This window comes from Acidimangrovimonas sediminis, from assembly GCF_002871005.1.
Taxonomy (GTDB): domain Bacteria; phylum Pseudomonadota; class Alphaproteobacteria; order Rhodobacterales; family Rhodobacteraceae; genus Acidimangrovimonas; species Acidimangrovimonas sediminis.
In genome coordinates this window covers 169,701-196,669 of record NZ_PHSN01000012.1, presented here as the reverse complement: position 1 = coordinate 196,669, position 26,969 = coordinate 169,701, and the positions used below count along the sequence as shown (strand labels likewise).

The window sequence follows — 26,969 nt, the reverse complement described above, 5'->3', positions numbered from 1 at the left end:
TTCCATGTGCCGCCCCGTCACGCGGCCGCCGCCTTCACCCGGCGCCGCGCGGCATGCAGCAGCGGTTCGGTGTACCCCGAGGGCTGCGCCGCCCCTTCGAACACCAGCGCGCGCGCGGCGTTGAACGCCTCGCCATCGAAACCCGGCGCCATGGGGCGATAGGCCGGATCGCCCGCGTTCTGGGCATCGACCTTGGGCGCCATCCGCCGGAACGCCGCCTCGACATCCTCGGCCGTGCAGATCCCGTGCTCCAGCCAGTTGGCGATATGCTGCGACGAGATCCGCAGCGTCGCGCGGTCCTCCATCAACGCGATGTCGTTGATGTCGGGCACCTTGGAACAGCCGATCCCCTGGTCGACCCAGCGCACGACATAGCCCAGGATCGACTGGCAGGCGTTGTCCAGCTCGTGGCGCACCGCGTCGTCCGACAGGTTGCGCCCGGCCATGATCGGCGGCGTCAGCAGCGCCTCGCGCGAGGCCGGGGCGCGGCCCGCGATCTCCGACTGCACGGCGGCAACGTCAACCTCGTGGTAATGTGTGGCATGCAGGACCGCCGCGGTCGGCGACGGCACCCAGGCGGTGTTCGCGCCCGCCTTCGGATGGGCGATCTTGGCGGCCAGCATCTCGGCCATGGCGTCGGGCTTGGCCCACATCCCCTTGCCGATCTGCGCCTGACCGCGCAGCCCGCAGGCAAGGCCGGTGTCGACATTGCCATCCTCATAGGCCTTCAGCCAAGCCGACCCTGCCATCTCGCCCCGCGGGATCACCGGCCCCGCCTTCATCGAGGTGTGGATCTCGTCCCCCGTCCGGTCGAGGAACCCGGTGTTGATGAAGACACAGCGCCGGCGCACCGCCGCGATGCAGGCCGCAAGGTTGGCCGAGGTGCGGCGCTCCTCGTCCATCACGCCCAGCTTCACGGTGTTCTCGGGCAGGCCCAGAAGGGCCTCCACCCGGGCGAAAAGGGTGTCTGCGAAGGCAACCTCCTCGGGGCCGTGCATCTTGGGCTTCACCACGTAGACAGACCCCGCGCGGGAATTGCGCGGGCCCTCGGTCCGGGCGAGGTCGTGCATCGCGCAGGCCACCGTGACCACGGCATCCATGATCCCCTCGGGCGTGTCCTGCCCGTCAAGGCGCACCGCGTCGGTCATCATCAGGTGGCCCACGTTGCGCACCAGCATCAGCGCCCGGCCCGGGTGGGTCGCCGCGCTGCCATCGGGGGCAAGGAAGCTCACGTCCGGGGCCAGGCGGCGGGTCATCGCCTTGCCGCCCTTGTCGAAGGTTTCGGCAAGATCGCCGGTCATCAGCCCCAGCCAGTTGCGGTAGACAAGGCACTTGTCCTCGGCATCCACGGCGGCAACCGAATCCTCGCAATCCTGGATCGCGGTCAGCGCGGCCTCAAGCCGGACATCCGCGATGCCCGCCGGATCTTCGGCACCGATCGCGCTGTCGCGGTCAACGACGATCTCGATCAGCAGGCCGTTCGCCCGCAGAAGGATGTCGCCCCCCTCGCGGTAGCCCGCGAATTGCGCGGGGTCGGCCAGCCCGGTCTCAAGCCCGCCTGCGGTGACCAGAAGCACACCATCCACGACCTCCAGCGCCGTGACATCGGCCCAGCCCTTGCCCGCCAGTGGCACGACCTTGTCGAGATGCGCCCGCGCCCAGGCGATGACCTGCGCGCCGCGCTTCGCATCGTAGCCGCGCCCCTCGGCCGCGCCGGGAATCGCGTCGCTGCCGTAGAGCGCATCGTAAAGCGACCCCCACCGCGCATTCGCCGCGTTCAGCGCGAAGCGCGCGTTCATCACCGGCACAACCAGCTGCGGCCCGGCGACCGTGGCGATCTCGGCATCGACCCCGCTCACCTCCACCGTGAACGGCGCGGGCTCGGGCACGAGGTAGCCGATCTCGGACAGGAATTCGCGGTAGGCGCTGCCGTCGCCCAGCGGGTGGGCCTGATGCCAGGCGTCGATCCGGGCCTGGAGCCGGTCGCGGGTGTCGAGAAGCGCGCGGTTCACCGGCGCCAGATCCCGCAGCAGCGCGGCATAGCCCGACCAGAACGCGTCGGCACCCAGCTGCGGCGCCCCGGGGCCGGCCAGCACCTCGGTTTCCACGAAAGCGGCCAGCGGCGCGGCGACCTCCAGCCCATGTCGTTGCACATACTGCGTCATTCCCGGTCTCCCTGCTGGTGGCGATACGGGCCGGGTTTAGCCGCTTCCCTCCGGACGGCACAGGAATTAGAATGACTTTTCCACGATGCGGAAAGCAGGGAAGGGCCGCGCGATGACGAGACCCAAGGCAGAGGGCGTCCAGGCGGTGTCGCGCGCGCTGGAGCTTCTGAAACTGCTGGGCGCCGGCGCCGAGGGGCAGCGGGTGTCGGACCTTGCCGCGCGCGCGGGCCTCGCGGTGTCGACGACCCACCGCCTGCTGACCACCCTCGAGCAATCCGGCTTTGCCCATTTCGAACGGGCTAGCGCGGAATGGCACGTCGGACGCGAGGCCTTCGCGGTGGGCGCGAGCTACTTCCAGAAGCGCGGCTATCTCGGCCCGGCGCTGACCTACCTGCGCAGGCTGCGCGACGAGACCCGCGAGACGGCGAACCTCGGCCATCTCGAGGACGGCCAGCTGGTGACGCTGAGCCAGGTCGAAAGCCGCGAGATCATCCGCGCGATCTCGCCCCCCGGCGGGCGGGTTCCGGCGACCTGCTCGGCCATGGGCAAGGCGCTTCTCGCCACCTGGCCCGACGATCAGATCGCCGAATTCTGCACCCGCCACGGCTTTCCCACGATGACGCCCCGCTCGCTTTGCGGCCTGCCCGCGCTGATGGACCAGATCGCCGAGATCCGGACCCGCCGTTTCGCGATCGACAACGAGGAGCACGAGCGCGGCCTGCGCTGCATCGCGGCCCCGGTCTGGGGACCGGAGGGCGAGGCGGTCTGCGCGATCTCGGTCTCGGCCATGGCGATGCGCCTGACCCAGGACCGCATCGCACGCACCGCGACGAAGGTGGTCGAGGCCGCCGCCGCGCTGACCGAGCGTATCCACGGCCGCGCGCCGGGATGACGGGCTTCCCCGCGGGGAAACTCCCGCCCCGCCACGTGCCGCCTGCGACGGGGCACGGGCGCCGGGGTCTTTTCCCCCGCCACGCCACGTGCGATGCGGATCCTGCGGACGCGTCCGCCACGCCCGCCGATGCTTCGCCGGATCCGGCACGCGGCGGGATCGGCGCACCGCAAGGATGACACTGGCCGGGTTGGGCGCCCCGATCCCGGGCCGCACCCGAGGAAAGGCAAGACGATGCTGCAACGCCCCCCCGCAACGCCCGGCATGTCCGAGGACGAGGTCGACACCCCGGCGCTGATCGTCGACCTCGACGCGCTGGAACACAACCTCGACCGGATGGCGGCCTATTGCGCCAAGGCCGGGGTGCGGCTTCGGGCCCATGCCAAGACCCACAAGTCGCCGGTCATCGCCCATTGGCAGATCGCCCGGGGCGCCGTCGGCCAATGCGTGCAGAAGGTGGCCGAGGCCGAGGTGCTGGCCTGGGGCGGTGTCGGCGATATCCTCGTGTCGAACGAGGTGGTCTCACCGGCCAAGCTTGCCCGTCTCGCGGCGCTGGCACGGATGAGCAGGGTCGCCGTCTGCGCCGACACGCCCGCCGCGCTGCCGCTGCTGGAACAGGCGGCCGAGGCGGCGGGCACCCGGCTTTCGGTGCTGGTCGAGGTCGACGTGGGCGCGGGGCGCTGCGGCCTGCCCGCCGGCGGCCCCTCGGTCGATCTGGCGCGCCGGATCGCCGCCAGCCGGCATCTGCGCTTCGGCGGGCTTCAGGCCTACCACGGCGCGGCCCAGCATCAGCGCACGCCCGCCGAACGCCGGGCCTCGGTCGACGGCGCCGTCGCCGCGGTGGTCGAAACGCTCGACGGCCTGCGCGCGGCCGGCCTCGAGGCGGGGATCGTCGGCGGCGCAGGCACCGGCACGTTCGAGCTGGAGGGCGCGAGCGGCGTCTATACCGAGATCCAGGCCGGATCCTACATCTTCATGGACGCGGATTACGGCCGCAACACCCCGGCCCCCGACTTCCGCCAGTCGCTCTACGTCCTGACCGGGGTCATGAGCGCCCGCGACGGGCTGGCCGTGGTCGATTGCGGCCACAAGGGGATTGCCGTCGACAGCGGCCTGCCGATGGTCGCGGATCGCCCGGGGCTGGTCTATCACGGGCCGTCGGACGAACACGGCATGCTGGACTGCCGGGAGGCGGAAAGCCCTCCGCTCCTCGGCGAGAAACTGCGCCTCGTACCGGGGCATTGCGACCCCACGGTGGACCGCTACGACTGGTACGTCGGCCTGCGCAAGGGCCGGGTGGAAAGCGTCTGGCCGATCGCCGCGCGCGGCGCGATGGCGTAAGGGGCGGCCCTGCACCCCTTGCCGCGGCGCAGGATCGTCAGGGCCGGACGTACCCTGCGCCGCAGAACCTCCGGCGACGGTTTCCCCGCATTCCGGGCACGTGCGGACAGGTCACGCGTCTGCCAGCGCGTCCATCCGTGACGTATCCCGATTGCGCAGATGATCGGCAACGGCTGCGACCGTGGTCAGCGAGGCGAGGGTCTCCTCCGGGATCTCGAGGGCGTAGGCTTCCTCGAACGCGACCATGAGTTCGACGCAGTCGAGGCTGTCGGCGCCTAGATCCTCGGCAAAGCGCGAGGACGGCGTCACCTTGGACGCGTCGAGATTCAGCGTTGCACTCGTGATGTCGATGACGGCAGCGATGAAGTTCGGCATGAGGCCTCCTGGACGGGAAGGAGCAGATGCGACCCCTATCCTACCGCCCCGGGCCCGGATGACCGCACATTTCTTTGCCCGGCATTTCCGGCCCTTATCGCGATTGGCAAAGTCTGGCCCACGAATCAGGACCGGGCGACGTGCCGGTCAGCCCAGCAGTTCGTCGATCTGCTGCCGGGCCTCCAGGCAGACGGTGCGCAGATGGCGGACAAGGCTTTCTCCCGCCGCCACGAACGGCCGGTTGACCGGGCACAGCGCCGAGACGGGAAAGGGCAGCGCCGGGCGAAAGCGGCGCAGCACGACACCCCGCCCGCGAAAGCTCAGGGCCGTCAGCGGGTTCACGATGGTCACGCCCAGACCGCGCCGCACCATCTCGCACGCGGCATGCGAGGATTGCGAGCTGATCAGCATCCGCCGCTGCACCTTGGCCGCGTCGAAGGCGCGGTCGATCAGCAGACGGTAGGGATCGTATTTCCCGAGCGAGATGAACCGCACCCCCGCCAGATCCTCGGGCGTCAGGACCTCGGGCGCGGCAAGGGCGTCGTCCTCGGCCAGCACCGCCACCTGTTCGAACACCCCGAGAGCGATCGTCTCGGTGCCCGGCACGAAGATCCCCGCCTCGGTCAGCCCGATATCGAAATTGAAACCCGAGATCGGCGACTGGTCGCGCGGGTCGGTGGTGTCCACATGCACCGAAACCCCCGGGTTGGTCCGGCTCAGCCGCGCGATCGCCTCGGGCAGGATGCTGTGGGCAAAGGCCGGCAGGGTCGAGACATAGAGCACCTCGTCCTGGATCTCGCGCAGCGAGTTGACGCAGGTATTGATGCGCTCGAGCCCGATGAACGCGCTCTGCACCTCGTGATAGAGCTTCTGCGCCCGCGCCGTGGGCTGCAACCGCTGGCGCCGCCGCTCGAACAGGGCGAAGCCCACGACATCCTCCAGCCGGTGCAGCTCGCGCGAGATGGTCGGCTGCGACGACCCCAGGGCCGCCGCCGCCGCGGTCACCGTGCCGAACTTCATCACCGCGCGAAAGATCTCGACCTGCCGCAGGTTGAGCTCGGTAATGTGCTGATAGGCCATCCTTCACCCCGCTGCCCCGAAAACCCGGCCCCCGGCTGCGATGCTTATATCCGCAGCGCATGAAGTTGCAGCGCTTTTTCTATATCTGGTGCTGCGGCGCGGCGATTTACTGGGGAAAATCCGCGCGGGCCGGGACAGCCCGCCTGATATTCCGCCACGATATTCGCCCGCGACATCCCAGGAAGGCAGACGCGTGACCGCCAGGCAGCCGACAGACATCGCCGCCGCAATCCTCGACCTCGCGCAGGCGCGGAGCGGCGGGCGCCTGGGGCCCGGCGACATCGGTTTCGTCCTGCGCGCCTATGCGGCGGCCCCGCGCCTGCACGACCCGGGCCGCTTCGCCCTGGACCGCTGCATCAGCCACCGACCGGATGCGCCGATCTATCCCGCCAGCGTCGTGAAGCTGTTTCACCTCTACCAGCTTGCCGCGCGCGACGGCGACGGCTCGATCACGCTGAACGACGAGGACCGCCGCGCCGCCCGCGCGATGATCGAACTCTCCTCGAACGAGGCGACGGCCTATCTGGTCGGGCGGCTGAGCGGCGCCTTCGACGGGCCCTGGCTCGACGACCCCGAGGCGCTGGCGGCCTTCGGTGAAGCGCGCGCGGCCGTGCAGGGCTGGTTCGACCGCCGCAACGACCCCGACTTGGCCGGGATCGCGGTCCTGCACGCCACCTATGAAGACAGCCCCTACGGCCGCGCCCGGCAGATCCGCGCGACGCAGGGCCCGAACCGCCTGACCGCGCGCGCCGGGGCCGCCCTTCTGCATGACATCGTGCGCGGGGCGGCGACCGGGGCGCCATACATGATGACCCTCCTCGACCGCACGGCGCAGCGCGCGACCTTCGCCGAAACCGGCCGCCCCGCCGAGGGCGATCAGGTGCGCGGCTTTCTCGGCGAGGGGATGCCCGAGGGCGTGCGGATCTGGTCGAAGGCCGGGCACACCAGCTGGACCCGCCACGATCTTCTTTACGCCGAGGCGGAGGGGCGGGCGATGCTGCTGTCGGTGATGACCGACAGCGGATGGAGCGCCGAGGACACCACCTTCCTGCCCGAGGTGGGGCGCCTCTGCCATGACGCGCTGATGGCATGACGGAACTGCAAGCCGACCGCCGGGAGGCGGAAGACGACCGGAAACAAGGACACAGGCAACAGGGATAGACATCATGAAACGGACCCAGGATCACCATCGCCGGCACGGGATCACCCGGCGGAGCTTCTTCTCGGGGGCGGGCGCGCTTGGCGCCGCCGCGGCGCTGACCAACGGCACCGCGCTCTCGGCCCTCCTGCCCACCCCGGCGCGGGCCGCCGAGGCGGCGCCGATGCCCGGCGGTACCATGCACCTCGCGGCACCCTACGGCTCGGCGCTGAAATCGCTCGACCCGCACGCCACCTGGCGGTCGCAGGACATGGTGGTGTCGAAGGCGTTCCACCGCTCGCTCTACAGCTGGGACACGTCGAAGAACGCCCCCGCCCCGGATCTCGCCGCATCGGTCACGGCCGAGGCCGACGGCATGACCCATACCTACAAGCTTCATGACAACGCCTATTTCCACAACGGCCGGCAGGTCGTGGCGGATGACGTGATCTGGTCCTTCACCCGCGTGATGGACCCGGACAAGGGCTTCCCCGGCGCCGCCCTGGTCGCGAACATCGAGGGGGCCGACGACTACGCCAAGGGCAAGGCCAAGACGATCTCGGGGCTGAAGAAGATCGACGACCTGTCGTTCCAGATCAAGATGAAGAACTACACCGATCCGGGCCTGCTGTTCTTCGACGGCGTGACCTCGATCCTGCCGAAGGAAGAAGTGGCGAAGCCCGATTTCCTGACCCACCCGGTCGGCTGCGGGCCGTTCTCGTTCTCGCAGCATGTCGCGGGGTCGAGCATCTCGGGCAAGAAGTTCGACAAGTACTACAAGCCGGGTAAGCCCTATGCCGACGGCGTGCATTTCGTCATCACCGGCGATTACAGCGCCCTCGACATGGCCTTCCGCTCCGGCGAGCTGGACGCGACGGTGCTCTCGGCCTCGGCCTATGCGCTCTACAAGAACGACGCCAAGCTCTCGAAGGGCCTGGTCGAGGTGCATGAGCTCTTCACCCGGCACATGGGCATGAACCTCAAGATGAAGCCCTTCGACGACGAGAAGGTGCGCCAGGCGATCAACTACGCGATCGACCGCGACCTGATCATCGACAAGCTGATCAAGGGCAAGGCCTTCAAGGCGGTCAGCTGGCTACCCTCCTCCTCCATCGCCTTCGACGAGACGCGCAAGCCCTACCCGTTCGACGTCGACAAGGCGAAGGAGCTGATGAAGGCATCGGCCTATCCCGACGGGGCCGAGGTCACGATCTGGGCGACCAACGGCACCAACGGCACCGGGGTGGCGCAGGCGATCACGCCCTATCTTGCCGCGATCGGCCTCAAGGTCACGCTCAAGGTCGTGGAATCGAGCGTGCTGAGCGACGCCCTGCATTCGGGCACCGCGCAGGCCTGGCTCTATTCCTCGGGCACCGGCCCCGACCCGATCGCCGCGCTGCGCGACTTCGACAGCCGCGTCACCCGCGCGGGCGGCAACACCACCGGCTTCTCGGATCCGGCCTATGACAAGATGCTTGACGACGCGGCCGGCGAGGTCGATCCCGACAAGCGGCGCAAGCTGACGATGCAGGCCGACGGCTACATCTTCGACAAGGCGCCGGTGTGGTTCTTCAACACCAACAAGGCGGTGGTCGCGACCCAACCCTGGATCCACAACGTCGGCGGCAACGTCACCGAGGCCGCGATCCTCGAGGTCGACGACATGTGGCTGGGCAAGGACGCCCCGGGCCGCAGCTAGGTGAAAGGGCGGCGGCGATGGGCCCCTCCATCGCCGCCGCCACAGAAAGGAATTCCGGATGGCGTTGGTGATCCTCAGGCGTCTGGCGCAGGCGTTGATTACGGTTGCGGTGGTGTTGACGCTGGTCTTCCTGCTGTTCAGCGTGATCCCCGGCAATTACGTCTCGTCGCTCATGGCCGAGAAACGCGGCGTCGATCCCGCCGTCGCGGCGCGGATCGCGGCCTCGCTGCATCTCAATGATCCGACGCCGCTCAGGCTGTGGCATTATTTCGTCGACCTGCTGCACGGCAATCTCGGCGTCTCCTTCTCGACACAACAGCCGGTGACCGAGATGCTCTCGGGGCGGATCTTCGCCTCGGTCAGGCTCGCCCTCGCCGCGATCAGCTTCGCGATCGTCACCGGGCTGCCGCTCGGCTATCTCGCGGCGTCGCGTCAGGGGCGATGGGTCGATGGCGTGGCGATGGTGTTTGCCGTCTCGGGGCTTTCGGTGCCGGCGTTCTGGTTCGGCCTGCTGGCGATGTACGTCTTCTCGCTTCAGCTCGGGCTGCTGCCCACCTTCGGCTACGGCGGCGGCGACCTTGCCCACCTGGTGATGCCCGCGCTGACGCTGGGCATCGCGCCGATGGCGCTGCTGGCGCGGACGACGCGGGCGGCGGTGCTGGAAACCCGCAACGCCGATTTCATCCGCACCGCGCGCTCCAAGGGGATGTCCGAGGGGCGGCTGGTGCGCAAGCACCTGGCCCGGAACGCCTTTGTCCTGATCCTGACGATGATCGGGCTGCAGTTCGGGGCCATGCTGGGCGGATCGGTCGTGATCGAAAGCCTCTTTGCCTGGCCCGGGGTCGGCTCCCTCCTGATCCAGTCGGTCGGATTGCGCGACATCCCGGTGGTGCAGGGCTGCATCCTGGTGATCGTGCTGTTCTTCCTCGCCGTCAACACGCTGGTCGATATCGCCTACCTGATCATCGACCCGCGCATCCGTTACAAATGAAGGGGCAGGCAATGCTTCGACAACTGCGCCGCCCCAACCTGGCGGTCGGGGGCGGGATCGTCGTCCTGCTGATCATCATCGCCGTCTTCGCGCCGCTGATCGCACCGCACGATCCGATCCACGACGCGAACCTGATGTATGCCGGCGAGCCCCCCAGCACCGCCTTCTGGCTGGGCACCGACGACCAGGGGCGCGACATCTTCTCGCGCATCGTCTACGGCGCGCGCATCGCGCTGACCGTGGGCCTGCTGGTCGAGATGATGAACGCCGCGATCGGCATCGCGCTGGGGCTGTCGGCGGGCTATTTCGGCGGCTGGTGGGACGAATTCGTCCAGGGCCTGACCAACGTCATGCTGGCGGTGCCCACCATCGTCTTCGCCCTGGCGCTGATGGCGGTGATGGGGCCGGGGATCCCCAGCCTCCTCGTGGCACTCGGGCTGACCGACTGGGCCTACAGCTGCCGGATCTCGCGCGCACAGGTGCTGTCGATGAAGTCGAGCCCCTTCATCCAGGCCGCGCGGACCATGGGGTACGGCCCCGGCCACATCATGCTGCGGGAGCTTCTGCCCAACATCGCGGGCCCGCTGATCGTGGTGGCGACCATGGGGGTCGGGTCGGCGATCATGGCCGAGGCCTCGCTGTCCTTCCTCGGGCTCGGCGTGGTACCGCCGGCACCAAGCTGGGGCTCGATGCTGGCCGGCGCGCGCGAGCAGCTGATCGTCGCGCCGTGGATCGCGGTCTTTCCCGGTCTCGCGATCTTCGTCACCGTCCTCGGGTTCAATCTGCTGGGCGACGGCCTGCGCGATCTTCTCGATCCCCAGGGGAGGTCACGGCGATGAGCGGCACGGAAAAGATGACGGAAAGGACCGAAGACGTCCTGCGGATCGAGAACCTTCAGATCGCGCTGCGGAGCGAGCACGGCGACGATCCGGCGATCGAGGCGCTGAACCTGTCGATCGGCCGGGGCGAGGTGGTCGGGCTTGTCGGCGAATCCGGCTGCGGCAAAAGCCTCACCGCCCTTGCCGTCGCAGGGCTGCTGCGCGACCCGATGCATGTCACCGGCGGGCGTATCCTGCTGGGGGGCGAGGATATCGCGCATCTGCCCAATCGCTCGATGCGATCGCTGCGCGGCAACCGCATCGCGATGATCTTCCAGGAGCCGATGACCGCGCTCAACCCGCTGATGACGATCGGCGACCAGATCGGCGAGATGTTCGTGCTGCACCGGGGCATGAGCGCGGGCGCGGCGCGCAAGGCCGCCATCGCCGCGCTCGACCAGGTGCAGGTGCCCTCGGCCGCGCGGCGGATCCGGGAATATCCGCACCAGCTTTCGGGCGGCATGCGGCAGCGGGTGATGATCGCGATCGCGCTGGCCTGCGACCCTGAACTGCTGATCGCCGACGAACCGACGACGGCGCTGGACGTGACGATCCAGGCCGAGATCCTCGACCTCATCCTCGATCTCTGTCGCGAGCGTCACACCGCGGTGCTGATGATCTCGCACGATCTGGGGCTGGTGGCGCGCATCTGCCGCCGGGTCGCGGTGATGTACGCGGGCCACCTGATCGAGGAACAGGCCGCGGGTCAGATCTTCGCCACCCCGCAACACCCCTATACGCGGGGCCTCGTCGGCGCACTGCCACGGCTGGGGCGGCGCCTGGTGGAGGGCCAGCAGCCGCTGACGGAAATCCCCGGCGTCGTGCCCGCGATCGGCGATTTCGGCACCGGCTGCCGCTTCGCCCCGCGCTGCCCCAGCGCCATGGCGCGCTGCCGCGAGGCGGTGCCCCGGACAACGCAACTCCCGCAGGGCGGGCGGATACGGTGCTTTCTCCATGACTGACACGGCGACACGGCAAGACGGCCCCGGGCCGGTCCTGCGGCTGCAGGACCTGCACGTCCATTACGAGGTGCGCACGGGCCAGGGCTTCGGGCAGGTTCCACTCAAGGCGGTCGACGGCGTCGACCTGCAGATCCGGCCCGGCGAATGCCTCGGGCTGGTGGGGGAATCGGGCTGTGGCAAATCCTCTCTGGCGCAGGCGGTGATGGGGCTCGTCCCCGCCACCTCCGGCGTGATCGAGCTTGACGGCAGGACCGACTGGGACCGCTCGGCCGCAACCCGGCTGGCCCGCGCCCGCACCGTGCAGATGGTGTTCCAGGATCCGTTCTCGTCGCTCAACCCGCGCCAGAGCATCGCGACGAGCCTTGGCGGCCCGCTCAGGCTGCACGGGGTGACGAACCGCTCGGAACGCGCCGACCGGGTGGCCGAGATGCTGCGCAAGGTCGGCCTCAACCCCGATGCGGCGCGGCGCTATCCGCACGAATTCTCGGGCGGGCAGCGCCAGCGGATCTGCATCGCCCGCGCCCTCATCGTCGACCCCAAGCTGGTGGTCTGCGATGAGCCGGTCTCGGCGCTCGACGTCTCGATCCGGGCGCAGATCATCAACCTCCTGCTCCAGCTCAAGGACGAGCTGGGCGTTGCGCTGCTGATGATCTCGCATGATCTGGGCGTGGTCGAACACATGAGCGATCGCATCGCCGTGATGTATCTTGGACGCATCGTGGAAGAAGGCGCCTGGAACGCGATCTTCTCCGATCCGGCCCATCCCTACACGCGCACCCTGATCTCCGCGATCCCGGATCCGGAACGGGCCGACATCGGGCACGAGCGCCTGCGGGGAGAGGCCCCCTCGGCGCTTGCCCCGCCGCCGGGCTGCGCCTTCCACCCGCGCTGCACCCAGGCCTTCGCGCCCTGCCGCGAGGGCGCGGTGCCCGCGTTCACGCGCCTTGCCGAGGATCATCGCGCGCGCTGCCACCTGCTCACGAAGGACACGGAATCGAGATGACCCATCTGGTCGAGACGATCACGGTGCGGAGCGGGGCAGACCCCGCCGCGCCCCACCTCGGAACCCTGCGGATCGGCACGTGGGAGGTGCCCTGCGTCACCGGCAAGGGCGGTCTCGCCACCCCGGGGCGGAAACGCGAAGGCGACATGTGCACGCCGATCGGCACCTTCCCGCTGCGCTACGGCTTCTACGATCCCGCGGTCTTCGGCGATGCGCCCCGCGGCTTTGCCTTTCCCTTCGTCGAAAAGCCCGCCGGGTGGTTCTGGGTCGAGGATTGCGACGATCCGCTCTACAACCGCCTCGCCTGCGATCCCGCGGGCCGGCCTGCACGCACGAACGAAAGCCTCTTCGATCTGTTCGTGCCGGTGGGCTGGAACGACGCGACCCCCGTGACGGGCAAGGGCAGCGGCATCCTGATTCACGGCGCACGCCCCGATTTCAGCGGCACCGCGGGCTGCGTCGCGGTCGCCCCCGACCACCTGCTGGAACTTGCCCGGAGGCTGCGGCCGGGCATGCTGATCGACATCGGCCCCGCCGGCGACGCGGGCGCCGAGATCCCACGCCCGCCCGCCCGGGCGGAGGAGGCCCCCGAAAGCGTCACCTTCCGCGCACTTCACCCCGGGCCGAAGCTTCTGATCACCGGCGCGGTCCATGGCAACGAACCCTGCGGGCCGGCGGCGATCGACCGGGCGATCTCCGCCTTCCGGTCCGGCGCGCTCCGGCTCACCCGGGGGCAGGTCACCTTCGTCCCGGTGATGAACCCGCTCGCCTGGGCGCAGAACACCCGCGAGGGGATGCGCAACCTCAACCGCGATCTTTGCGAACGCCCGGTCCCCGAGGACAACGAGGACAGGCTGGGCAACGTGATCTGCCCGATCATGCGCGCCCACGACATCCTGATCGACCTGCATTCCTTCGCCGCCGAGGGCGAGGCCTTCGCGCTTTTCGGACAGGCGGGCACAGGGGGGGTGCCCGAGGGTCTGCCCGAGGACCATCCTGAGGGCTTCGCCCATGCCGAAGCGGAGCTGGCCCTTGCCCGGGCCCTGGGCGTGCCGCTTCTGGCGCATGGCTGGATGGCGGCCCATGCCCGCGCGCTGGAACAGCGACGCGCCATCGGCGGGCCGGCGGGGGTTCCGGCCCATGGCGTCGGCACGACCGAATACATGCGCTTCACCGGCGGCTACGCGGTGACGGTGGAATGCGGCCAGCACCTCGACCCCCGCGCGCCCGACATCGCGCTTCAGGTCATCCTGAATGGGCTGTCGCACCTGCACATGATCGACCGGCCCCTGCCCCCGAACCCCGCCCCCCGCGTGATCGAGATTTCCGAGGCGATCCTGGCCGAGGACGACGGCGACCGGATGCTGCGCCGGTTCCGCGCGGGCGAAGAGGTCCGCAAGGGAGAGGTGATCGGAACCCGGGCCAGCGGCGCCGAGATCCGCGCCCCGGCCGATGGCGCCCTGATCTTCGCCGGGATCAAGGCCGAGGCCGGAACCGAACTCGCCTTCCAGTGCCGCCCGTCGACCCGCGTAGCCCCGGCCGGCGGCCAATCCTAGGACACTCCCGGGCCCGGGGATGCCGGTCCCGGCGGGTCCGCCCCCCTCCCCGGGCGCACTCCGTGAGCGGCCCGGGGCGCGGCGGCTCACGCGCCCCAGGTACGCTCCAGCAGCGCGATCCAGTTGCGGTGTGCGATCTTCGCGACCGCCTCGTCGTCGTAGCCCGCCCCCCGCAGCGCGGCCAGAAGGTCGGGCAGGCAGGTCACGTCGTGCAGGTTCCGCCCCATGAAGGTGCCGTCGAAATCCGACCCCAGCGCGACGTGGTCGATCCCCACCTTCTCGATCAGCGCGTCGATGTGGCGGACCATCACGTCGAACCCCAGGTCCGGGTCGCGGGTCCCCTTGGGATGCAGGAAGCGCACGCCGAAGTTCAGGCCGACCAGCCCGCCGGTGTCACGGATCGCGTCCAGCTGCCAGTCGGTCGCATTGCGGCTGTGCGGGCAGATCGACCAGGCGTTGGAATGCGAGGCGACCAGCGGCGCGTCCGACAGCTTCGCCACGTCGCGGAACCCCTCGGCATTCATGTGCGACAGGTCCACCATGATCCGAAGCTCGTTGCACAGCCGCACCAGATCGCGCCCCGCATCGCTCAGCCCCGGGCCGAACTCGGGGTCGTGATCCATGACGAAGGGCACGCCGTGGGCAAACAGGTTCGGCCTGCTCCAGACCGGGCCGAGGGTGCGCATCCCCGCCGCGTGCAGCACATGGACAAGGTCCAGATCGGCACCCGCGGCCTCGATCCCCTCGACATGGAAGACGGCGGCGAAACTGCCCCGCGCCATCGCCGCGCGGATGCCTTCCGCGCTGGTGCAGACCGTCAGCCCGCCGTCCGAGGCCCGCTCGATCCGCCGCAACAGGGCCGCCTGCGCGATGGTCTGGTCCAGCGCCGAAAGCCGCGGCACCTGCGGCAGGTCGCCGTTCGCGTCGGGCGCCGTCTCCTCGCTCGCGACCCAGACGGCGCAAAGCCCGCCGGCAAGGCCGCCCGTGCCGGCGCGCGGCAGGTCGATCTGCAGCGCGGGATCGCCCGAGACGAACCGCCCGGCCGCGCCCTCGGCCCCCTGGCGCAGCAGCTTGGAAAGAATGTCGTTGTGGCCGTCGAAGACGGGGGTCGGGGTCTCGGTCACAGCGTCACCTCGTGAAGTTCGTCATGGGTGGCGACATAGGCGCGCCCGTCGGGCGTCACCCAGCCGCGGAACATGCCGGCGGTGTTGTAGGGCGCCGACACCCGGCCCTCGGCGTCGATCGCCACGAGGCCCGCGCCGATGATCTCGCCGTGCTGCCGAGTCGCGCCCAGATCCTCCATCACCACGCGTTCGGAGGCCTCTTCCAGGCATTCGCCCAGATAGGCCATGCGCGCGGCGATCTCGTGCCCCACGACGTGACGGATGAAATACTCGCCCTTGCCGGTGCCCGAAACGGCACAGACCCCGTCGCGCGCATAGGTTCCCGCGCCGATCACCGGGCTGTCGCCCACCCGCCCCGGCGGCTTGTTGGTATAGCCCCCGGTCGAGGTGGCCGCCGCCAGGTGCCCCGCAAGATCGAGCGCGACCGCCCCCACCGTGCCGTGCTTCTCGTTCTCGCTGGCCTCGGTGCCGGCCAGCGCATGCGCCTTCATCGCGGCCAGCGCCTCGACCCGCTTCTGCGTGGTGAAATACTCCTGCGCGACCGGGGCGAACCCTGCCGCCTCGGCGAACCGGTCGGCATCGGGGCCGGTCAGGAACACCGCGCGGCCATCGTTCATCAGTGCGCGCGCAGCGCTGACCGGGTTGCGGATGTGACGCGCCGCGCTGATCGCCCCGGCCTCCAGCGTCGCCCCGTCCATGATCGAGGCATCCAGCTCATGCACCCCGTCGGCGTTCAGCGCGGCGCCGTGGCCCGCGTTGAAATGCGGGCTGTCCTCCATCACGTTCACCGCGGCCTCCACCGCCGCCACGGCACTGCCGCCGCCGCTCAGCACCGCCCAGCCGGCGGCCAGCGCACGGCCAAGATCGCTCCGCGCCCCGTCCCATTCCGCAAGGGTCATGCTGTCGTGCGGCAGCACCCCGCAGCCGCCGTGAATTGCCAGTGCCTGTCTCGCCGTGCCCATCTTCCGTGCCCATCTCCTGTGGTTTCGTTCTTGCAGATAGGGCGGACCGCCCCGCTGTCCCGCGGTTTGCACGGTCAGCCGAAGTCGATATCACCGATCACCCGCACACGCACGCGGCGGGCAGCGCCGGGCAGGTAGGCGATCGGGATGTCCTCGACCTCCAGCGTCTTCAGGCTGTCCTCCGCCGCACCCGAGGCCACGGCCGCGGCGCGCGCCTCTTCCTCGGCCGCCGAAAGTGCCGCATCGCGCGAGAGGCCCGAGAACACCTTGTCCACCTCGCCCGAGACCTGCGCCATCGCGGCCCCGATCGCGTTGGCCACGCCCGCGTTCTCGACCCGCAGCACCTCGGATGCGCCGGGCACCTGATCGGGGATCAGGAAGGCCCCGCCCCCCACCGCGATCAGCGGCACATCCTCGGCCGAGGTCTTCATCTGGTCGAAGCTCTCGGCGATCATCGCGGCCATCTTCGCCCGCGTGGCCGCGACAAAGGCGGGATCCAGATCCGCCACGCGGCCCGGATCGCCCATCTCGACCACGCCTGCCGCCACCGCGATGTCCGAGGCGGTCAGGGTTTCACCGCCGAACACCCGCGCCTCCTGCAGGATGCGGTAGCCGGTCGACCGCGGCCCGATCGCGCCGGTCCGCGGGTCTACGATCGTGCCGCCGCCAAGCGCGATGGGCAGCAGGTCAGGCATGCGGAAGAGGGTGCGTACCCCGCCGATATGGACGATGTTGTTCGCCTCGCGCGGGAAGCCCCCCACAAGACAGCCGATGTCCGAGGTGGTGCCGCCCACATCCACCACCATCGCGTCCTCGAGCCCCGTCAGGAAGGCCGCCCCGCGCATGGAGTTGGTGGGACCGGAGGCAAAGCTGAACACCGGGTTCGCCGCCGCGGCCTCGGCCAGCGCGACGGTCCCGTCGTTCTGGGTCAGGTAGAACGGCACCGACAGCCCGGCCTCGGCCAGCGCGTCCTTGAACGCCTGCACCGTGATCCGCCCCAGCGATTGCAGCGCGGCATTCAGAAGCGCCACGTTCTCGCGTTCCAGCAGCCCGATGCGGCCCAGCGTGTTCGACAAGGTGATCCGCGCCCCGGGGATGACCTGACGCACGATCTCCGCCGCGCGGTCCTCGCATTCCGTGGTCAGCGGCGAGAAGGTGGCCGAGATCGCGACCGAGGTGACGCCCGCATCGCGGATCCGCATCGCCGCTTCGCGGATCTCGTCGTCGCGCATCGGCACCAAGGGCGCGCCGTCGTATTCATGCCCGCCGTGGGTCATGAAGATCAGCGGATCGACGGCCTGAACCAGATCGGCGGGCCAGTCGCACATCGGCGGCAGCGAGGCGCCGGTGGGCAGCGCCACGCGCAGGGCCGCGACCCGCTCCAGCCGGGCGCGTTCCACCACCGCGTTGGTGAAATGCGTGGTGCCGATCATCACCGCGCCCAGGGGGCCCGGCGTGTCGCCCAGATGCGCCGCCACATGCGACAGCGCCGCCTTCACCCCCGACATCACGTCCTGCGTGGTCGGCACCTTGACCGAGGCGAGGATGGTTTCGCCGTCGATCAGAACGGCATCCGTGTTGGTGCCGCCGACGTCAATTCCGATACGTTTCATGCGAATACCGATTTGAAGTCAATGTCATAGCCAAAGGCGCGCGGGCCCACGGCCTCCAGCCCCGCGGGGCTGGTCAGGATTTCCGGCGCAGGCAGGGCCACGACGCTGACGCGCTGGCCATAGCGCACGGCCTCGGTCCCCAGCGCGCTGCCCGACACGGTGTCGAGCAGGCAGATCAGGTCTGGCGTCATCGCGACCGGCACGCCGTCGCGGAAGGCCACGGCCCATTCGTTCTGGAACGCCAGTTCCAGCACCGCGCCGCGATCCTCGCCCAGCCCCTCGATCTTCGTGCTGCCGCGCAGGAAGCCGCCCGTGGTGGTACGGTCCACATCCACCACCTTGCCGCGGAACAGCGACTTGCCGCCCTCATGGTCGAGGATCGCGGCCACCGGATCGGCATGGCGTGCGCGTGCCGCATCGACCGCGCGGCCCAGTTCGACCGCCTTGGTGATGGTGTCGTGGATGCCCCAATCCTTGACCTCGCGGCCGGTGCGCGGCGCCTTGCAGGTGGCGGCGGTGGACCCGATCGCGGTGCAGGCCGCACGCGAGATCTTTTCCATCCACTTCCAGCTTTCGGCCCGCGCCACGATCACTTCGTTGTCGCGCACGTCGACCATGGCCAGCGGGAACATCGACAGCCCCCCGATCGCGAAGGAGGTCATCTGCGCCTCCGGATACGCCCGGCCCATGCAATCGGCATTGACCACCGGGCGGCCCAGCAAGGCCGCGGCAAGGAAGGGCGACAGCGCGTTGGCGCCGCCGATCTCCAGCGCCATGATCGCGCGGAAGGGGCGGCCAAGGTAATCTTCCATAAGCTCGACCGCGCGCGCCATGTGGCGCGGGTCCTTGAGCCGTTCCTGACCCACCAGCGGCGCGCCCATGCCGGACACCACGGCGACAAGGTCGTCATCGTCCAGCGCGGCGGGGTCCATCACCTGCACCCGATGCCCCTCGGCATAGAGCCGCTTGAGATTGAGGGTCGAGAGATAGGGATTGCCGCCGCCCCCCGTTCCCAGGATCCACGCGCCGGTGGCGAGGGGATCGATATCCTCAACGGGGAAATCCTCGAGCATGTCGTTTCTCTCTGGTCAGAAGGGGGCAGTGTCAGGGGGACCCGGCCTTCCCGTGGGAAGACCGGGTCGGCCCCCCGGGCCCGAAGGCGCCGGAGGGGAGCAAGCGTTGGCAGGGCGCCGTTACTTCGCGGAACAATCCCAGTGGAAGTTCCAGAAGTTCAGGTCCCAGCTCTGCATCGGGATGTATTCATAGCCCTGCAGACAGGTCGACGCCGCATAGCGCCGGATCGGGGCGGCCAGCCAGGCATCGGGCTGCAGATCCACCAGCTTTTGCTGCAACGTCTTGTAGGTCGCATTCTGGGCCGCCACGTCGGTTTCCGAACGGGCCTTGGCGATCAGGCCGTCGACCTCTTTGTTCTGCAGCCATTCCATCGACCACCAGGTCCCCGCGTGACCGGAATCGTAGACGTTGTAGAAGATCGAATCCGGCGAGGGATAGTTGCCCTCGACGTTCACCAGCGTCGCCGCGGGCGTCGTCTTCGGCTTGGTCGCCATCTCGACGATGCGGTTCCACGGCTCGGGCTGGATGTCGACCTTGATGCCCAGCGGCGCAAGGTTCGCCTGCAATAGCAGCGCGGTGTCGGCCTCATAGGACAGCGAGGCGACATAGGCCACCGGCAGGGTGATGCTCTGACCCGCGTATTTCGACTTGGCCAGCTCGGCCTTGGCAAGATCCATGTCCTGCTTGGCGACCTTCAGGTCGTCGTCATGGGCGGCGGCAAAGGTCGATGACAGCGGCCCGGCCATGCCCTTGCCGGGGCGGATGTCGCGCTGGATCGTGGCATAGTCGATGGCGGCGGCGATGGCGCGGCGGACATGCACGTCATCGGTCGGCGCGACCTTGGTGTTGAACTTCAGGGTGTAGCTCGACCCCGTGGTGGTCGAGATCACCTTGTAGCCCTTCATCTTGGCCAGCTGGTCATAGGTGTCGATCGCCAGACCGGTCGAGGAAAGCCCCAGCTCCCCCTTCTGCGCCAGCGCCTTGACCGTCGCGTCATCCGAGGTCTGTACGAAACGGATCTCGTCGATCGGCGTGCCCTTGGTCCAGCCGAGGAAGTAATCGGGGTTGCGCTTGATCACCAGATCCGCCGCGCGGTTGTAGCTGACCAGCGCATAGGGGCCGGTGCCCACGGAATGATCGCCGACATAGGCCTGGCCCCATTTGTCGTCGGCCGTGGCGTTGGCCGTCACCTCTTTCTTGTCGAGAACAAGGAAGGAGGGCGTGATCGCGAGGAAGGGGGAGAAGACCTTCTTGAGCTTGAACACCACGGTATGCGCATCGGGGGCCGAGATGTCGCCGGCGGTCACAAGCCCCTGGATCAGGCTGGCCGGTCCCTTGTTGATCGCGATCAGGCGGTCGAGCGACCAGACCACGTCGGCCGAGGTCATCGGATCGCCGTTCTGGAATTTCACGTCGTCGCGCAGGTGGAAGGTATAGGTCAGCCCGTCGTCCGACACGTCCCACGACTTCGCCAGATGCGGCACGATCTGGCCCTTGGCATCCACCGTGGTCAGGCCGTCGTACATGTTCACCGCGGCCATGTAATCGGTGTAGTCGCTGATCTTCGCCGGATCGAGGGTGGAAAAGATCTGCATCGCGTTGACCACGATCGAGACCTTGTCCTTGTCGGCCGCCATGGCCCCCTGCCCCAGGCTCAGCGCCATCGCCGTGCCCAGCGACAGCGCCGCCAGGGTGTTCTTGAACGTCATGTATTTCATCATTTTCTCCTGTTGGATGCGCCGGGGGTGACCCCCCACCGGCACGGAAACTTGGGGAAACTCAGGCGGCGCCGACGGTGGCGGCGGGCAGCGGGTCAAAGACGATTTCGGGGTAACCGAAGGCCTGCGGCCCCACGACCTCAAGCGCCTGCGGCGTGCGCAGGAGCGCGGGCGCCGGCAGCGCCAGCACCGCGACCCGCTGGCCGTAGCGCAGCACCTCGGTCGTGATCGGATAGCCGGTGTCGACATCCAGCACGACGATCAGGTCAGGCACCGTGACCTCGACCCTGCCCTCGCGGCGGAAGATCAGGAACTCGTTCTGGATCGCAATCTCGGCCGCCTCCCCCTGGTTCGCGCCAAAGCCGCCAAGGCTGACCTCGCCCACCGCGAAACCGCCGCGCAGATGGCGCTTCAGGTCGGTGATCTTGCCGGTGAACAGGCGCCGCCCGCCCTGGCTTTTGCAGACCGCCTCGATCGGGTCGTCCTGGTTGCGCCGCGCCGCGATCACCGCCTCGCCCAGTTCCAGCGCCTGGGTATAGCTTTTCGGGATCGCGTAGCGCTGCACGTAGGAGGCCGCCATCGGTGCGGTGGCCAGCATCGCCCCGCCCCCCTGCGCCACGACGCAGGCCCGCGCCATGCGCTCGTGAAACACCTCGGACACCGCGTGCTGAAAGACCACGACATTGCCATGCAGATCGCACATCACCGAGGGGGTGGAGCTGTGGCCGTAGATCGAGAACGTCGTCATCTGCATCTCGGGAAAGGCCCGGCCCATCCCGTCGCAATCCAGCACCGGCAGACCGGCCAGACCCGCGGTGACCAGCGGGTTCATCGAATTCGCCCCGCCGATCTCCTCGCAGACCACGGCGTCGATCGGCTGGCCGGTGTATTCCTCCATCGCGCGCAGGCAGCGCAGACCCTCGCGCCCCTCGCGGATCCGTTCGGTCCCCACCACCGGGGCCCCGATCCCGCCCACGGACATGCAGCGCGCCTCGGGCGCGATGTCGTCGGTGGCAAGCAGGGTCATCTGGTATCCCGCCTTCATCGCCTCCAGCGTCAAGAGCTTGCCCTGATAGGGGTTGCCGCCACCACCGCAGCCAAGGATACCCGCGCCGATTTCCAGCGCGTCCAGATCCCCGGGGGTCAGGGTCCGCAGGTTTGCAGTGTCAAAATGCACGTTGGTCTCAGGCATTCGGCGTCCCCATTTCTCCGACGACTTTCACATGGATGCGGGTGGCATTGCCCGGCAGGTAGGCCAGCGGCATGTCCTCGCGCTCGATCACCTCGAGCGTGTCGGCAAGCGCCCCGGCGGCGATCGCCTTTTCGCGGGCTTCCGCCTCGGCCTCGGCCAGCGCGCTCTCCCGCGTGCGGCCGTCGATCAGGCTGAAGACACGATCCGTCTCGCCCGAGATCTGCGCGATGGCGGCGCCCACGGCATTGGCCACGCCGAAGTTCTCGGGCCGGATCACCTCCAGCTCGCCGATCCGGTCGGGCATCAGGACGGACCCGCCGCCCACCGCGATCACCGGCACCGGGGCCGAGGACACGCGCGAACGCTCGACGCAATCCTCGAACATCTCGGTCATCCGCGCGACGGCGCGGGCGACCAGATCGGGCGCCAGCCCTGCCACGCCCGCGCGGTCGCCGATCTCGGCCCGGCCGCTGGCCACGGCAATGTCGGTCGCGGTCAGCACATCACCGCCGAACACCAGCGCCTCGCGGCTGACCCGGTAACCCACGGATTTCGGCCCGATCGTCACCGCGTCGCCCGTCTCAACGACCAGCGACCCGCCGCCCAGCCCGATGGAGAACACGTCGGGCATGCGGAAGTTGGTGCGCACCCCGCCGATATCGACGGTGGTCGAGGCCTGCCGCGGAAAGCCCATCGACAGCGCCCCCACGTCCGAGGTCGTGCCGCCCACATCGACCACGATCGCCTCTTTCAGCCCGGTCAGGAAGGCCGCGCCGCGCATGGAGTTGGTGGGACCCGAGGCAAAGGTCAGCACCGGGTAATCGCGCACCACATCCGCCGCCATCAGCGTGCCGTCGTTCTGGGTGATGTAGAACGGCGCCGCGATCTTGGCGCGCTTCAGCGCCTCGCCGAAGGCCGCGACCGTGCGGTCGGCCAGCGACAGCAGCGAGGCGTTCATGATCGCGGCACTTTCGCGCGCCAGCAGGCCGTGGCGCCCGATATCCTTCGACATCACCACGCGCAGGCCGGGGCATTCGCCCTCCAGCATCTCCTTGACGCGAACCTCCATCGCATCGTTCACGCCCGAGAAGACACAGGTGACGGCGGCGGCGTTCAGGCCCTTCGCCCGGATCTCACCGGCGATGCGCAGGATCTCGTCCTCGTCCAGCGGCGACAGGATGCGGCCATCGAATTCGAACCCGCCCTTCACCTGGTAACCGTGGTTGCCGACGATCTGGCGCAAATCCTCGGGCCAGTCGACCATCGGCGGCAGCCCCGCGCCCGACGGCAGGCCCAGACGGATCGCCGCGACCTCGTCCATGTGGCGCCGCTCGATCACCGCGTTGGTGAAATGGGTCGTGCCGATCATGATCGCCGCGATCTCGTCGCGCGCGATGCCAGAGGCGGCGATGACCTTTTCCAGCGCCTCCAGCACGCCCGAGGTGACATCCTCGGTGGTCGAGGCCTTCACCCCGGCGAGGACGCGCTTGCCCTCCAGCACGACGGCATCGGTATTCGTGCCGCCCACGTCAATTCCTACGCGATACACTCAAGGCTCCTTCGTGTCAGACCGTCGTCGCGACAAGGGTGCGCGCGCGCTCCTCGTCGGTGACCGCGGGTTTCATGCGTTCCTCGTCGTCGCTGATCACCGGGATCGCGGCGATCAGGGCGCGGGTGTAGGGGTGTTCGGGGGCGGCGAAGACATCGGGTGTCGCCCCCTCCTCGACGATCTCGCCGCGCAGCATCACGGCGATGCGCGAGCAGAAATTCCGCATCAGCGACAGGTCGTGCGAGATCATGAAATAGGTCAGGCCCAGCTCCTCGCGCAGCTGCAGCAGCAGGTCGATCACCGTCTTCTGCACCGACACGTCCAGCGCCGCGGTGGGCTCGTCGAGGATCAGGATCTTCGGCTCCGCCGCCAGCGCCCGGGCGATCGCCACGCGCTGCTTCTGCCCGCCCGAAAGCTCATGCGGATACTTGCCCAGATAGCTGACCGGCAGCCGCACCAGCGCCATCAGCTCCTGCATCCGGACCTGCCGAACGGCACCCTTCTTCCCCAGCGCCTTCAGCGGCACCGACAGCGATTGCGCCACCGTGCGCTTGGGGTTCAGCGAGGTGCCCGGGTTCTGATAGACGATCTGCGCCAGAGGGCGGCCCTTCGCGGGTGTCTCGTGAAAGGTCACCTGCCCGGTGGTGGGCGACAGAAGCCCCATCATCATCCGCGCGACCGTGGTCTTGCCAGACCCGGATTCCCCGGCCAGACCAAAGATCTCGCCCTTGCGCAGGGTCAGGCTGACCTCGCGCACCGCCGTGAACTCGGACCGGCGGCGGCCGAAGGTCTTGGTCAGCGCCCCGGCCTCGACGATCGGCGCGCCCTCGGTCAGGGCCTGCGTCGTGACGCGGGGGCCATAAAGCGGCGGCACCGCGTCGATCAGCGCGCGGGTGTAATCTTGCGCGGGCGCCCCCAGGATCCGGTGGCAATCGCCGGTCTCGACGATATCGCCGTGATGCATCACCACCACCCGGTCGGCCACCTTGCGCACGACGCCAAGGTTGTGGGTGATCATCAGCAGGGCCATCCCCTCCTCGCGCACCAGCTGGTTGATCAGGTTCATGATCTCGTCCTGCGTGGTCACGTCGAGCGCCGTGCCCGGCTCATCCGCGATCAGCAGTTTCGGCTGATGCAAGAGCGCCAGCCCGATCAGCACCCGCTGGCGCATCCCGCCCGAAAGCTCGGACGGATAGGAATTCATCACCCGCTCGGGGTCGGCCAGCTGCACCCGGCGCAGCACCGCGGCGATGCGGTCGCGCCGCTCGGCCCGGCTGGCGCGCACCCCGCGCCTGCGGTCGGCAAAGCGCATCACGTCATCCAGATGCGTGCCGATCAGGAAGACCGGATTGAACGATGACAGCGGGTCCTGCATGATCAGCGAGAACGCCGTGCCCTTCAGCGCCTCACGCTCGCCCGGCGGCATGTGCAGCACCTCGCGCCCCTCCAGCCGGATCGCGCCGCCGGTGATCGTGGCGGCGTTCGGCAAGGTGCCGATGATCGCCTTGGCGGTGACCGACTTGCCCGACCCCGTCTCGCCGATCAGCGCGACGCGCTCGCCCGCCGCGACGGAAAAGGAGACATCGCGCAGCACCTGCCGGGTGCGGCCATAGGTGGTGAAGCTGACGTTGAGGCCCTCGACCTGAAGAAGCGCGTCGGTCATCTCAACTCTCCACATCGAACATGTCGCGCAGGCCGTCGCCCAGCAGGTTGAACCCCAGCGTGACGTAAAGGACCGCGGCCCCGGGGCAGAGAACCTCCCCCCAGTAATCGGGCATGAACTGCCGCCCGGCGGCGACCATCGAGCCCAGGTCCGGCGTCGGTGGCTTCACCCCGAAGCCGAGGAAGCTGAGCGTCGCGCCCAGCAGGATCACGAAGGCCGCGTCCAGCGTGGTCTTGACCGAGATGACCGAGACGCAGTTGGGCAGGATCTCGCGAAAGAGGATGTGAAGCGGCCCGGCGCCCGACAGGCGCGCCGCCTCGATATAATCCTCGGCCGCCACGGATTTCGACACCGCGTAGATCAGCCGCGCGTGCCAGGTCCACCATTGCAGGGTGATCGCCAGCATCGCGTTGGTCAGCGTGGGTTCCAGCAGGTTCGACACGGCCAGCGCCAGCACCAGGGGCGGCATCGCCAGCATGACGTTGGTCAACCCGGTGATCACCCGCTCCACCCAGCCGCCGAAATAGCCCGCGACCAGCCCCAGCACCGTACCCACGGGGACCGAGATCCCCAGAACCCCCAGCACCAGCAGCAGCGACACCCGCATCCCGAACAGCGCGCGCGACAGGATGTCCCGCCCCACCTGATCGGTGCCGAACAGATGCGCCAGCTCCGGTGCGTGGTGACGCGCACGGAAGTTCACCACCGTGCCCACATCCTTGGGGTGCGGCGCGATCCAGGGCGCGAACACCGCCATCGCGATCGCCGACAGCACGATCAGCGTGCCGATCACCGCCGCCGGTTTCCGGCTGTAGCGGTACCACATCATGTAGGCCGCGCTCATCTCGCGGTCGCTGGCATCAAGAAGCATCTTGGCGTCGGACATCAGCGGCCCCCTTTCTGGCGCTGGCGCGGATCGAGAAGCGTGATCACCACGTCCACGATCAGGTTGGCGACGATGAAGAACAGGCCCGAGACCAGCACCACCGCACTGACCGCGTTGAGATCCTTGTGCAGGATCGCCTCCAGCCCGTAGGAGGCGAAGCCGCCCCAGGAAAAGATCATCTCGATGACGAAGGCGTTGCCGATGAGCGAGGCGAACTCGAGCCCCATGATCGTGACCGGCGCGATCGACGACAGCTTCAGCAGGTAGCGAAAGACGATCACCCGCTCGGGCACGCCAAAGCTTTTCAGCGTCAGAACGTGGTCCTTGCGCTGGTTCTCCAGCATCGCCGCGCGGGTGATCCGGGTGATCTGTCCGATCCCCGCGATCGACAGGGCAAAGGCCGGCAGGATCAGGTGTTGCGCGGCACTTGCCACCACGTCCCAGCGCCAGGCCAGCACGCCGTCGATCAGCATGAAACCGGTCGGCCCGCCGTGAAAGTTCAGCCCATGGTCCAGCCGCCCGAGGATCGGCCAGCTGGGCCAGAACCGCGCGGCCAGCAATTGCAGCGAGATCGCGACAAGGAAGCTGGGGATCGTCACCCCGGTCAGCGAGATCAGCCGCCCCAGCACATCGACCCAGCGGTCGCGGTACTGCGCCGTCAGCACCCCCAGCGGGATCGCCACCGCGAACATGAAGATCACCGAGGCCAGCACCAGCTCCACCGTCGCGGGCACGGTTTCCGCCAGGTCCTGCGTCACCGGGCGCTGCGACACCAGCGACATGCCGAAATCGCCATGCACCGCGTTCCAGGCGTAGTGCAGGTATTGCGACAGCAGCGGGTCGTTCATCCCCATCTCGGCGCGCAGCTGCGCCACCTGCGCCTGCGACGCCGCGGGGCCAAGCGCCATCCGCGCCGGATCGCCCGGCACCACCCGCGCAAGGATGAAGATCATCACCGACAGGGCGACAAGCACGAGGATGAAGGCCCCAAGCCGTCTCAGGATCGCGACCATCGGATGTTGCTGCATCGGCGAATGTCCTCGTGCGGTAGCTCCGGTCGCAGGGTTCCACGCGGCGTCAGGCCGCAACAATTCCGGTTTGGTATGGG

At 68.8% G+C, this 26,969-nt stretch carries 22 protein-coding genes; 9 read left to right on the top strand and 13 right to left on the bottom strand.

What is annotated here, in order from left to right:
• Positions 1-17: 17 nt before the first annotated feature.
• The gene (locus CVV76_RS11980; RefSeq protein WP_102224878.1) at positions 18-2,165 is read right to left on the bottom strand and encodes a malate synthase G; all 2,148 of its coding nucleotides are present in this window, start codon (positions 2,163-2,165) and stop codon (positions 18-20) included.
• Positions 2,166-2,277: 112 nt separating this feature from the next.
• Here CVV76_RS11980 and CVV76_RS11975 point away from each other — a divergent pair, with 112 nt between their 5' ends.
• Positions 2,278-3,057: an IclR family transcriptional regulator gene (locus CVV76_RS11975; protein ID WP_102224982.1), complete on the top strand. Its 780-nt coding sequence runs from the start codon at positions 2,278-2,280 to the stop codon at positions 3,055-3,057.
• A 234-nt stretch (positions 3,058-3,291) separates the two neighbouring features.
• Positions 3,292-4,398, top strand: coding sequence for a DSD1 family PLP-dependent enzyme (locus tag CVV76_RS11970; RefSeq protein ID WP_102224877.1), 1,107 nt, complete (start codon positions 3,292-3,294; stop codon positions 4,396-4,398).
• A 111-nt stretch (positions 4,399-4,509) separates the two neighbouring features.
• Here CVV76_RS11970 and acpP read toward each other — a convergent pair whose 3' ends face one another.
• Both acpP and CVV76_RS11960 read right to left on the bottom strand, forming a co-directional pair.
• Complete coding sequence (gene acpP, locus CVV76_RS11965) at positions 4,510-4,773, bottom strand: acyl carrier protein (protein WP_102224876.1); 264 nt, start codon at positions 4,771-4,773, stop codon at positions 4,510-4,512.
• A 147-nt stretch (positions 4,774-4,920) separates the two neighbouring features.
• A complete protein-coding gene (locus CVV76_RS11960) occupies positions 4,921-5,853 on the bottom strand; it encodes a LysR family transcriptional regulator (protein ID WP_102224875.1) in 933 nt (310 codons plus the stop codon).
• A 193-nt stretch (positions 5,854-6,046) separates the two neighbouring features.
• On the opposite strand from CVV76_RS11960, the gene CVV76_RS11955 reads away from it, so the two are divergent.
• The 7 genes from CVV76_RS11955 to CVV76_RS11925 all read left to right on the top strand — a co-directional run bounded on the left by CVV76_RS11955 (position 6,047) and on the right by CVV76_RS11925 (position 14,080).
• On the top strand, positions 6,047-6,946 hold the full coding sequence (locus CVV76_RS11955; protein ID WP_158243143.1) for a serine hydrolase: 900 nt from the start codon (positions 6,047-6,049) through the stop codon (positions 6,944-6,946).
• A 73-nt stretch (positions 6,947-7,019) separates the two neighbouring features.
• Positions 7,020-8,690, top strand: coding sequence for an ABC transporter substrate-binding protein (locus CVV76_RS11950; protein WP_102224873.1), 1,671 nt, complete (start codon positions 7,020-7,022; stop codon positions 8,688-8,690).
• Between the two features lie 58 nt (positions 8,691-8,748).
• A complete protein-coding gene (locus CVV76_RS11945; RefSeq protein WP_102224872.1) occupies positions 8,749-9,681 on the top strand; it encodes an ABC transporter permease in 933 nt (310 codons plus the stop codon).
• Between the two features lie 11 nt (positions 9,682-9,692).
• Positions 9,693-10,520, top strand: coding sequence for an ABC transporter permease (locus CVV76_RS11940; protein ID WP_102224871.1), 828 nt, complete (start codon positions 9,693-9,695; stop codon positions 10,518-10,520).
• The gene (locus CVV76_RS11935; RefSeq protein ID WP_199178584.1) at positions 10,517-11,521 is read left to right on the top strand and encodes an ABC transporter ATP-binding protein; all 1,005 of its coding nucleotides are present in this window, start codon (positions 10,517-10,519) and stop codon (positions 11,519-11,521) included. Before CVV76_RS11940 ends, CVV76_RS11935 begins: the two co-directional genes overlap by 4 nt.
• Positions 11,514-12,524, top strand: coding sequence for an ABC transporter ATP-binding protein (locus CVV76_RS11930; RefSeq protein WP_102224870.1), 1,011 nt, complete (start codon positions 11,514-11,516; stop codon positions 12,522-12,524). The genes CVV76_RS11935 and CVV76_RS11930 overlap by 8 nt, the downstream gene beginning before the upstream one ends.
• Positions 12,521-14,080, top strand: a complete 1,560-nt coding sequence (locus tag CVV76_RS11925) for a L,D-transpeptidase family protein (RefSeq protein ID WP_102224869.1) — start codon at positions 12,521-12,523, stop codon at positions 14,078-14,080. The genes CVV76_RS11930 and CVV76_RS11925 overlap by 4 nt, the downstream gene beginning before the upstream one ends.
• 86 nt (positions 14,081-14,166) lie before the next feature.
• Here CVV76_RS11925 and CVV76_RS11920 read toward each other — a convergent pair whose 3' ends face one another.
• The 10 genes from CVV76_RS11920 to CVV76_RS11875 form a co-directional block, all read right to left on the bottom strand.
• Complete coding sequence (locus CVV76_RS11920) at positions 14,167-15,204, bottom strand: dipeptidase (protein ID WP_102224868.1); 1,038 nt, start codon at positions 15,202-15,204, stop codon at positions 14,167-14,169.
• Entirely contained in the window at positions 15,201-16,166 is a 966-nt protein-coding gene (locus CVV76_RS11915) for an isoaspartyl peptidase/L-asparaginase family protein (protein WP_102224867.1), read from the bottom strand. The genes CVV76_RS11920 and CVV76_RS11915 overlap by 4 nt, the downstream gene beginning before the upstream one ends.
• A gap of 74 nt (positions 16,167-16,240) precedes the next feature.
• A complete protein-coding gene (locus tag CVV76_RS11910) occupies positions 16,241-17,779 on the bottom strand; it encodes a hydantoinase/oxoprolinase N-terminal domain-containing protein (RefSeq protein ID WP_102224866.1) in 1,539 nt (512 codons plus the stop codon).
• Complete coding sequence (locus CVV76_RS11905) at positions 17,776-18,852, bottom strand: DUF917 domain-containing protein (RefSeq protein WP_102224865.1); 1,077 nt, start codon at positions 18,850-18,852, stop codon at positions 17,776-17,778. The genes CVV76_RS11910 and CVV76_RS11905 overlap by 4 nt, the downstream gene beginning before the upstream one ends.
• A gap of 120 nt (positions 18,853-18,972) precedes the next feature.
• Positions 18,973-20,571 carry an ABC transporter substrate-binding protein gene (locus tag CVV76_RS11900; RefSeq protein WP_102224980.1) on the bottom strand — a complete coding sequence of 533 codons (1,599 nt, stop codon included), beginning with the start codon at positions 20,569-20,571 and terminating at the stop codon, positions 18,973-18,975.
• A 61-nt stretch (positions 20,572-20,632) separates the two neighbouring features.
• Positions 20,633-21,763, bottom strand: a complete 1,131-nt coding sequence (locus CVV76_RS11895) for a DUF917 domain-containing protein (protein ID WP_102224864.1) — start codon at positions 21,761-21,763, stop codon at positions 20,633-20,635.
• On the bottom strand, positions 21,756-23,312 hold the full coding sequence (locus CVV76_RS11890; protein WP_102224863.1) for a hydantoinase/oxoprolinase N-terminal domain-containing protein: 1,557 nt from the start codon (positions 23,310-23,312) through the stop codon (positions 21,756-21,758). Before CVV76_RS11890 ends, CVV76_RS11895 begins: the two co-directional genes overlap by 8 nt.
• A 16-nt stretch (positions 23,313-23,328) precedes the next feature.
• The gene (locus CVV76_RS11885; protein WP_102224862.1) at positions 23,329-24,975 is read right to left on the bottom strand and encodes an ATP-binding cassette domain-containing protein; all 1,647 of its coding nucleotides are present in this window, start codon (positions 24,973-24,975) and stop codon (positions 23,329-23,331) included.
• 1 nt (position 24,976) lies between these two features.
• On the bottom strand, positions 24,977-25,861 hold the full coding sequence (locus CVV76_RS11880; protein ID WP_102224861.1) for an ABC transporter permease: 885 nt from the start codon (positions 25,859-25,861) through the stop codon (positions 24,977-24,979).
• Positions 25,861-26,889: an ABC transporter permease gene (locus CVV76_RS11875; RefSeq protein ID WP_102224860.1), complete on the bottom strand. Its 1,029-nt coding sequence runs from the start codon at positions 26,887-26,889 to the stop codon at positions 25,861-25,863. The genes CVV76_RS11880 and CVV76_RS11875 overlap by 1 nt, the downstream gene beginning before the upstream one ends.
• Positions 26,890-26,969: the final 80 nt, after the last annotated feature.

Bases quoted from the DNA above. Each gene is read 5' to 3' on its own strand.
- CVV76_RS11905 (WP_102224865.1), bottom strand. From the start codon at position 18,852: ATGCTCGAGGATTTCCCCGTTGAGGATATCGATCCCCTCGCCACCGGC.
- CVV76_RS11975 (WP_102224982.1), top strand. From the start codon at position 2,278: ATGACGAGACCCAAGGCAGAGGGCGTCCAGGCGGTGTCGCGCGCGCTG.
- CVV76_RS11960 (WP_102224875.1), bottom strand. From the start codon at position 5,853: ATGGCCTATCAGCACATTACCGAGCTCAACCTGCGGCAGGTCGAGATC.
- CVV76_RS11935 (WP_199178584.1), top strand. From the start codon at position 10,517: ATGAGCGGCACGGAAAAGATGACGGAAAGGACCGAAGACGTCCTGCGG.
- CVV76_RS11885 (WP_102224862.1), bottom strand. From the start codon at position 24,975: ATGACCGACGCGCTTCTTCAGGTCGAGGGCCTCAACGTCAGCTTCACC.
- CVV76_RS11940 (WP_102224871.1), top strand. From the start codon at position 9,693: ATGCTTCGACAACTGCGCCGCCCCAACCTGGCGGTCGGGGGCGGGATC.
- CVV76_RS11970 (WP_102224877.1), top strand. From the start codon at position 3,292: ATGCTGCAACGCCCCCCCGCAACGCCCGGCATGTCCGAGGACGAGGTC.
- CVV76_RS11910 (WP_102224866.1), bottom strand. From the start codon at position 17,779: ATGAAACGTATCGGAATTGACGTCGGCGGCACCAACACGGATGCCGTT.
- CVV76_RS11880 (WP_102224861.1), bottom strand. From the start codon at position 25,861: ATGTCCGACGCCAAGATGCTTCTTGATGCCAGCGACCGCGAGATGAGC.
- CVV76_RS11925 (WP_102224869.1), top strand. From the start codon at position 12,521: ATGACCCATCTGGTCGAGACGATCACGGTGCGGAGCGGGGCAGACCCC.
- CVV76_RS11875 (WP_102224860.1), bottom strand. From the start codon at position 26,889: ATGCAGCAACATCCGATGGTCGCGATCCTGAGACGGCTTGGGGCCTTC.
- CVV76_RS11950 (WP_102224873.1), top strand. From the start codon at position 7,020: ATGAAACGGACCCAGGATCACCATCGCCGGCACGGGATCACCCGGCGG.
- CVV76_RS11895 (WP_102224864.1), bottom strand. From the start codon at position 21,763: ATGCCTGAGACCAACGTGCATTTTGACACTGCAAACCTGCGGACCCTG.
- CVV76_RS11945 (WP_102224872.1), top strand. From the start codon at position 8,749: ATGGCGTTGGTGATCCTCAGGCGTCTGGCGCAGGCGTTGATTACGGTT.
- CVV76_RS11900 (WP_102224980.1), bottom strand. From the start codon at position 20,571: ATGAAATACATGACGTTCAAGAACACCCTGGCGGCGCTGTCGCTGGGC.
- CVV76_RS11930 (WP_102224870.1), top strand. From the start codon at position 11,514: ATGACTGACACGGCGACACGGCAAGACGGCCCCGGGCCGGTCCTGCGG.
- CVV76_RS11980 (WP_102224878.1), bottom strand. From the start codon at position 2,165: ATGACGCAGTATGTGCAACGACATGGGCTGGAGGTCGCCGCGCCGCTG.
- acpP (WP_102224876.1), bottom strand. From the start codon at position 4,773: ATGCCGAACTTCATCGCTGCCGTCATCGACATCACGAGTGCAACGCTG.
- CVV76_RS11915 (WP_102224867.1), bottom strand. From the start codon at position 16,166: ATGGGCACGGCGAGACAGGCACTGGCAATTCACGGCGGCTGCGGGGTG.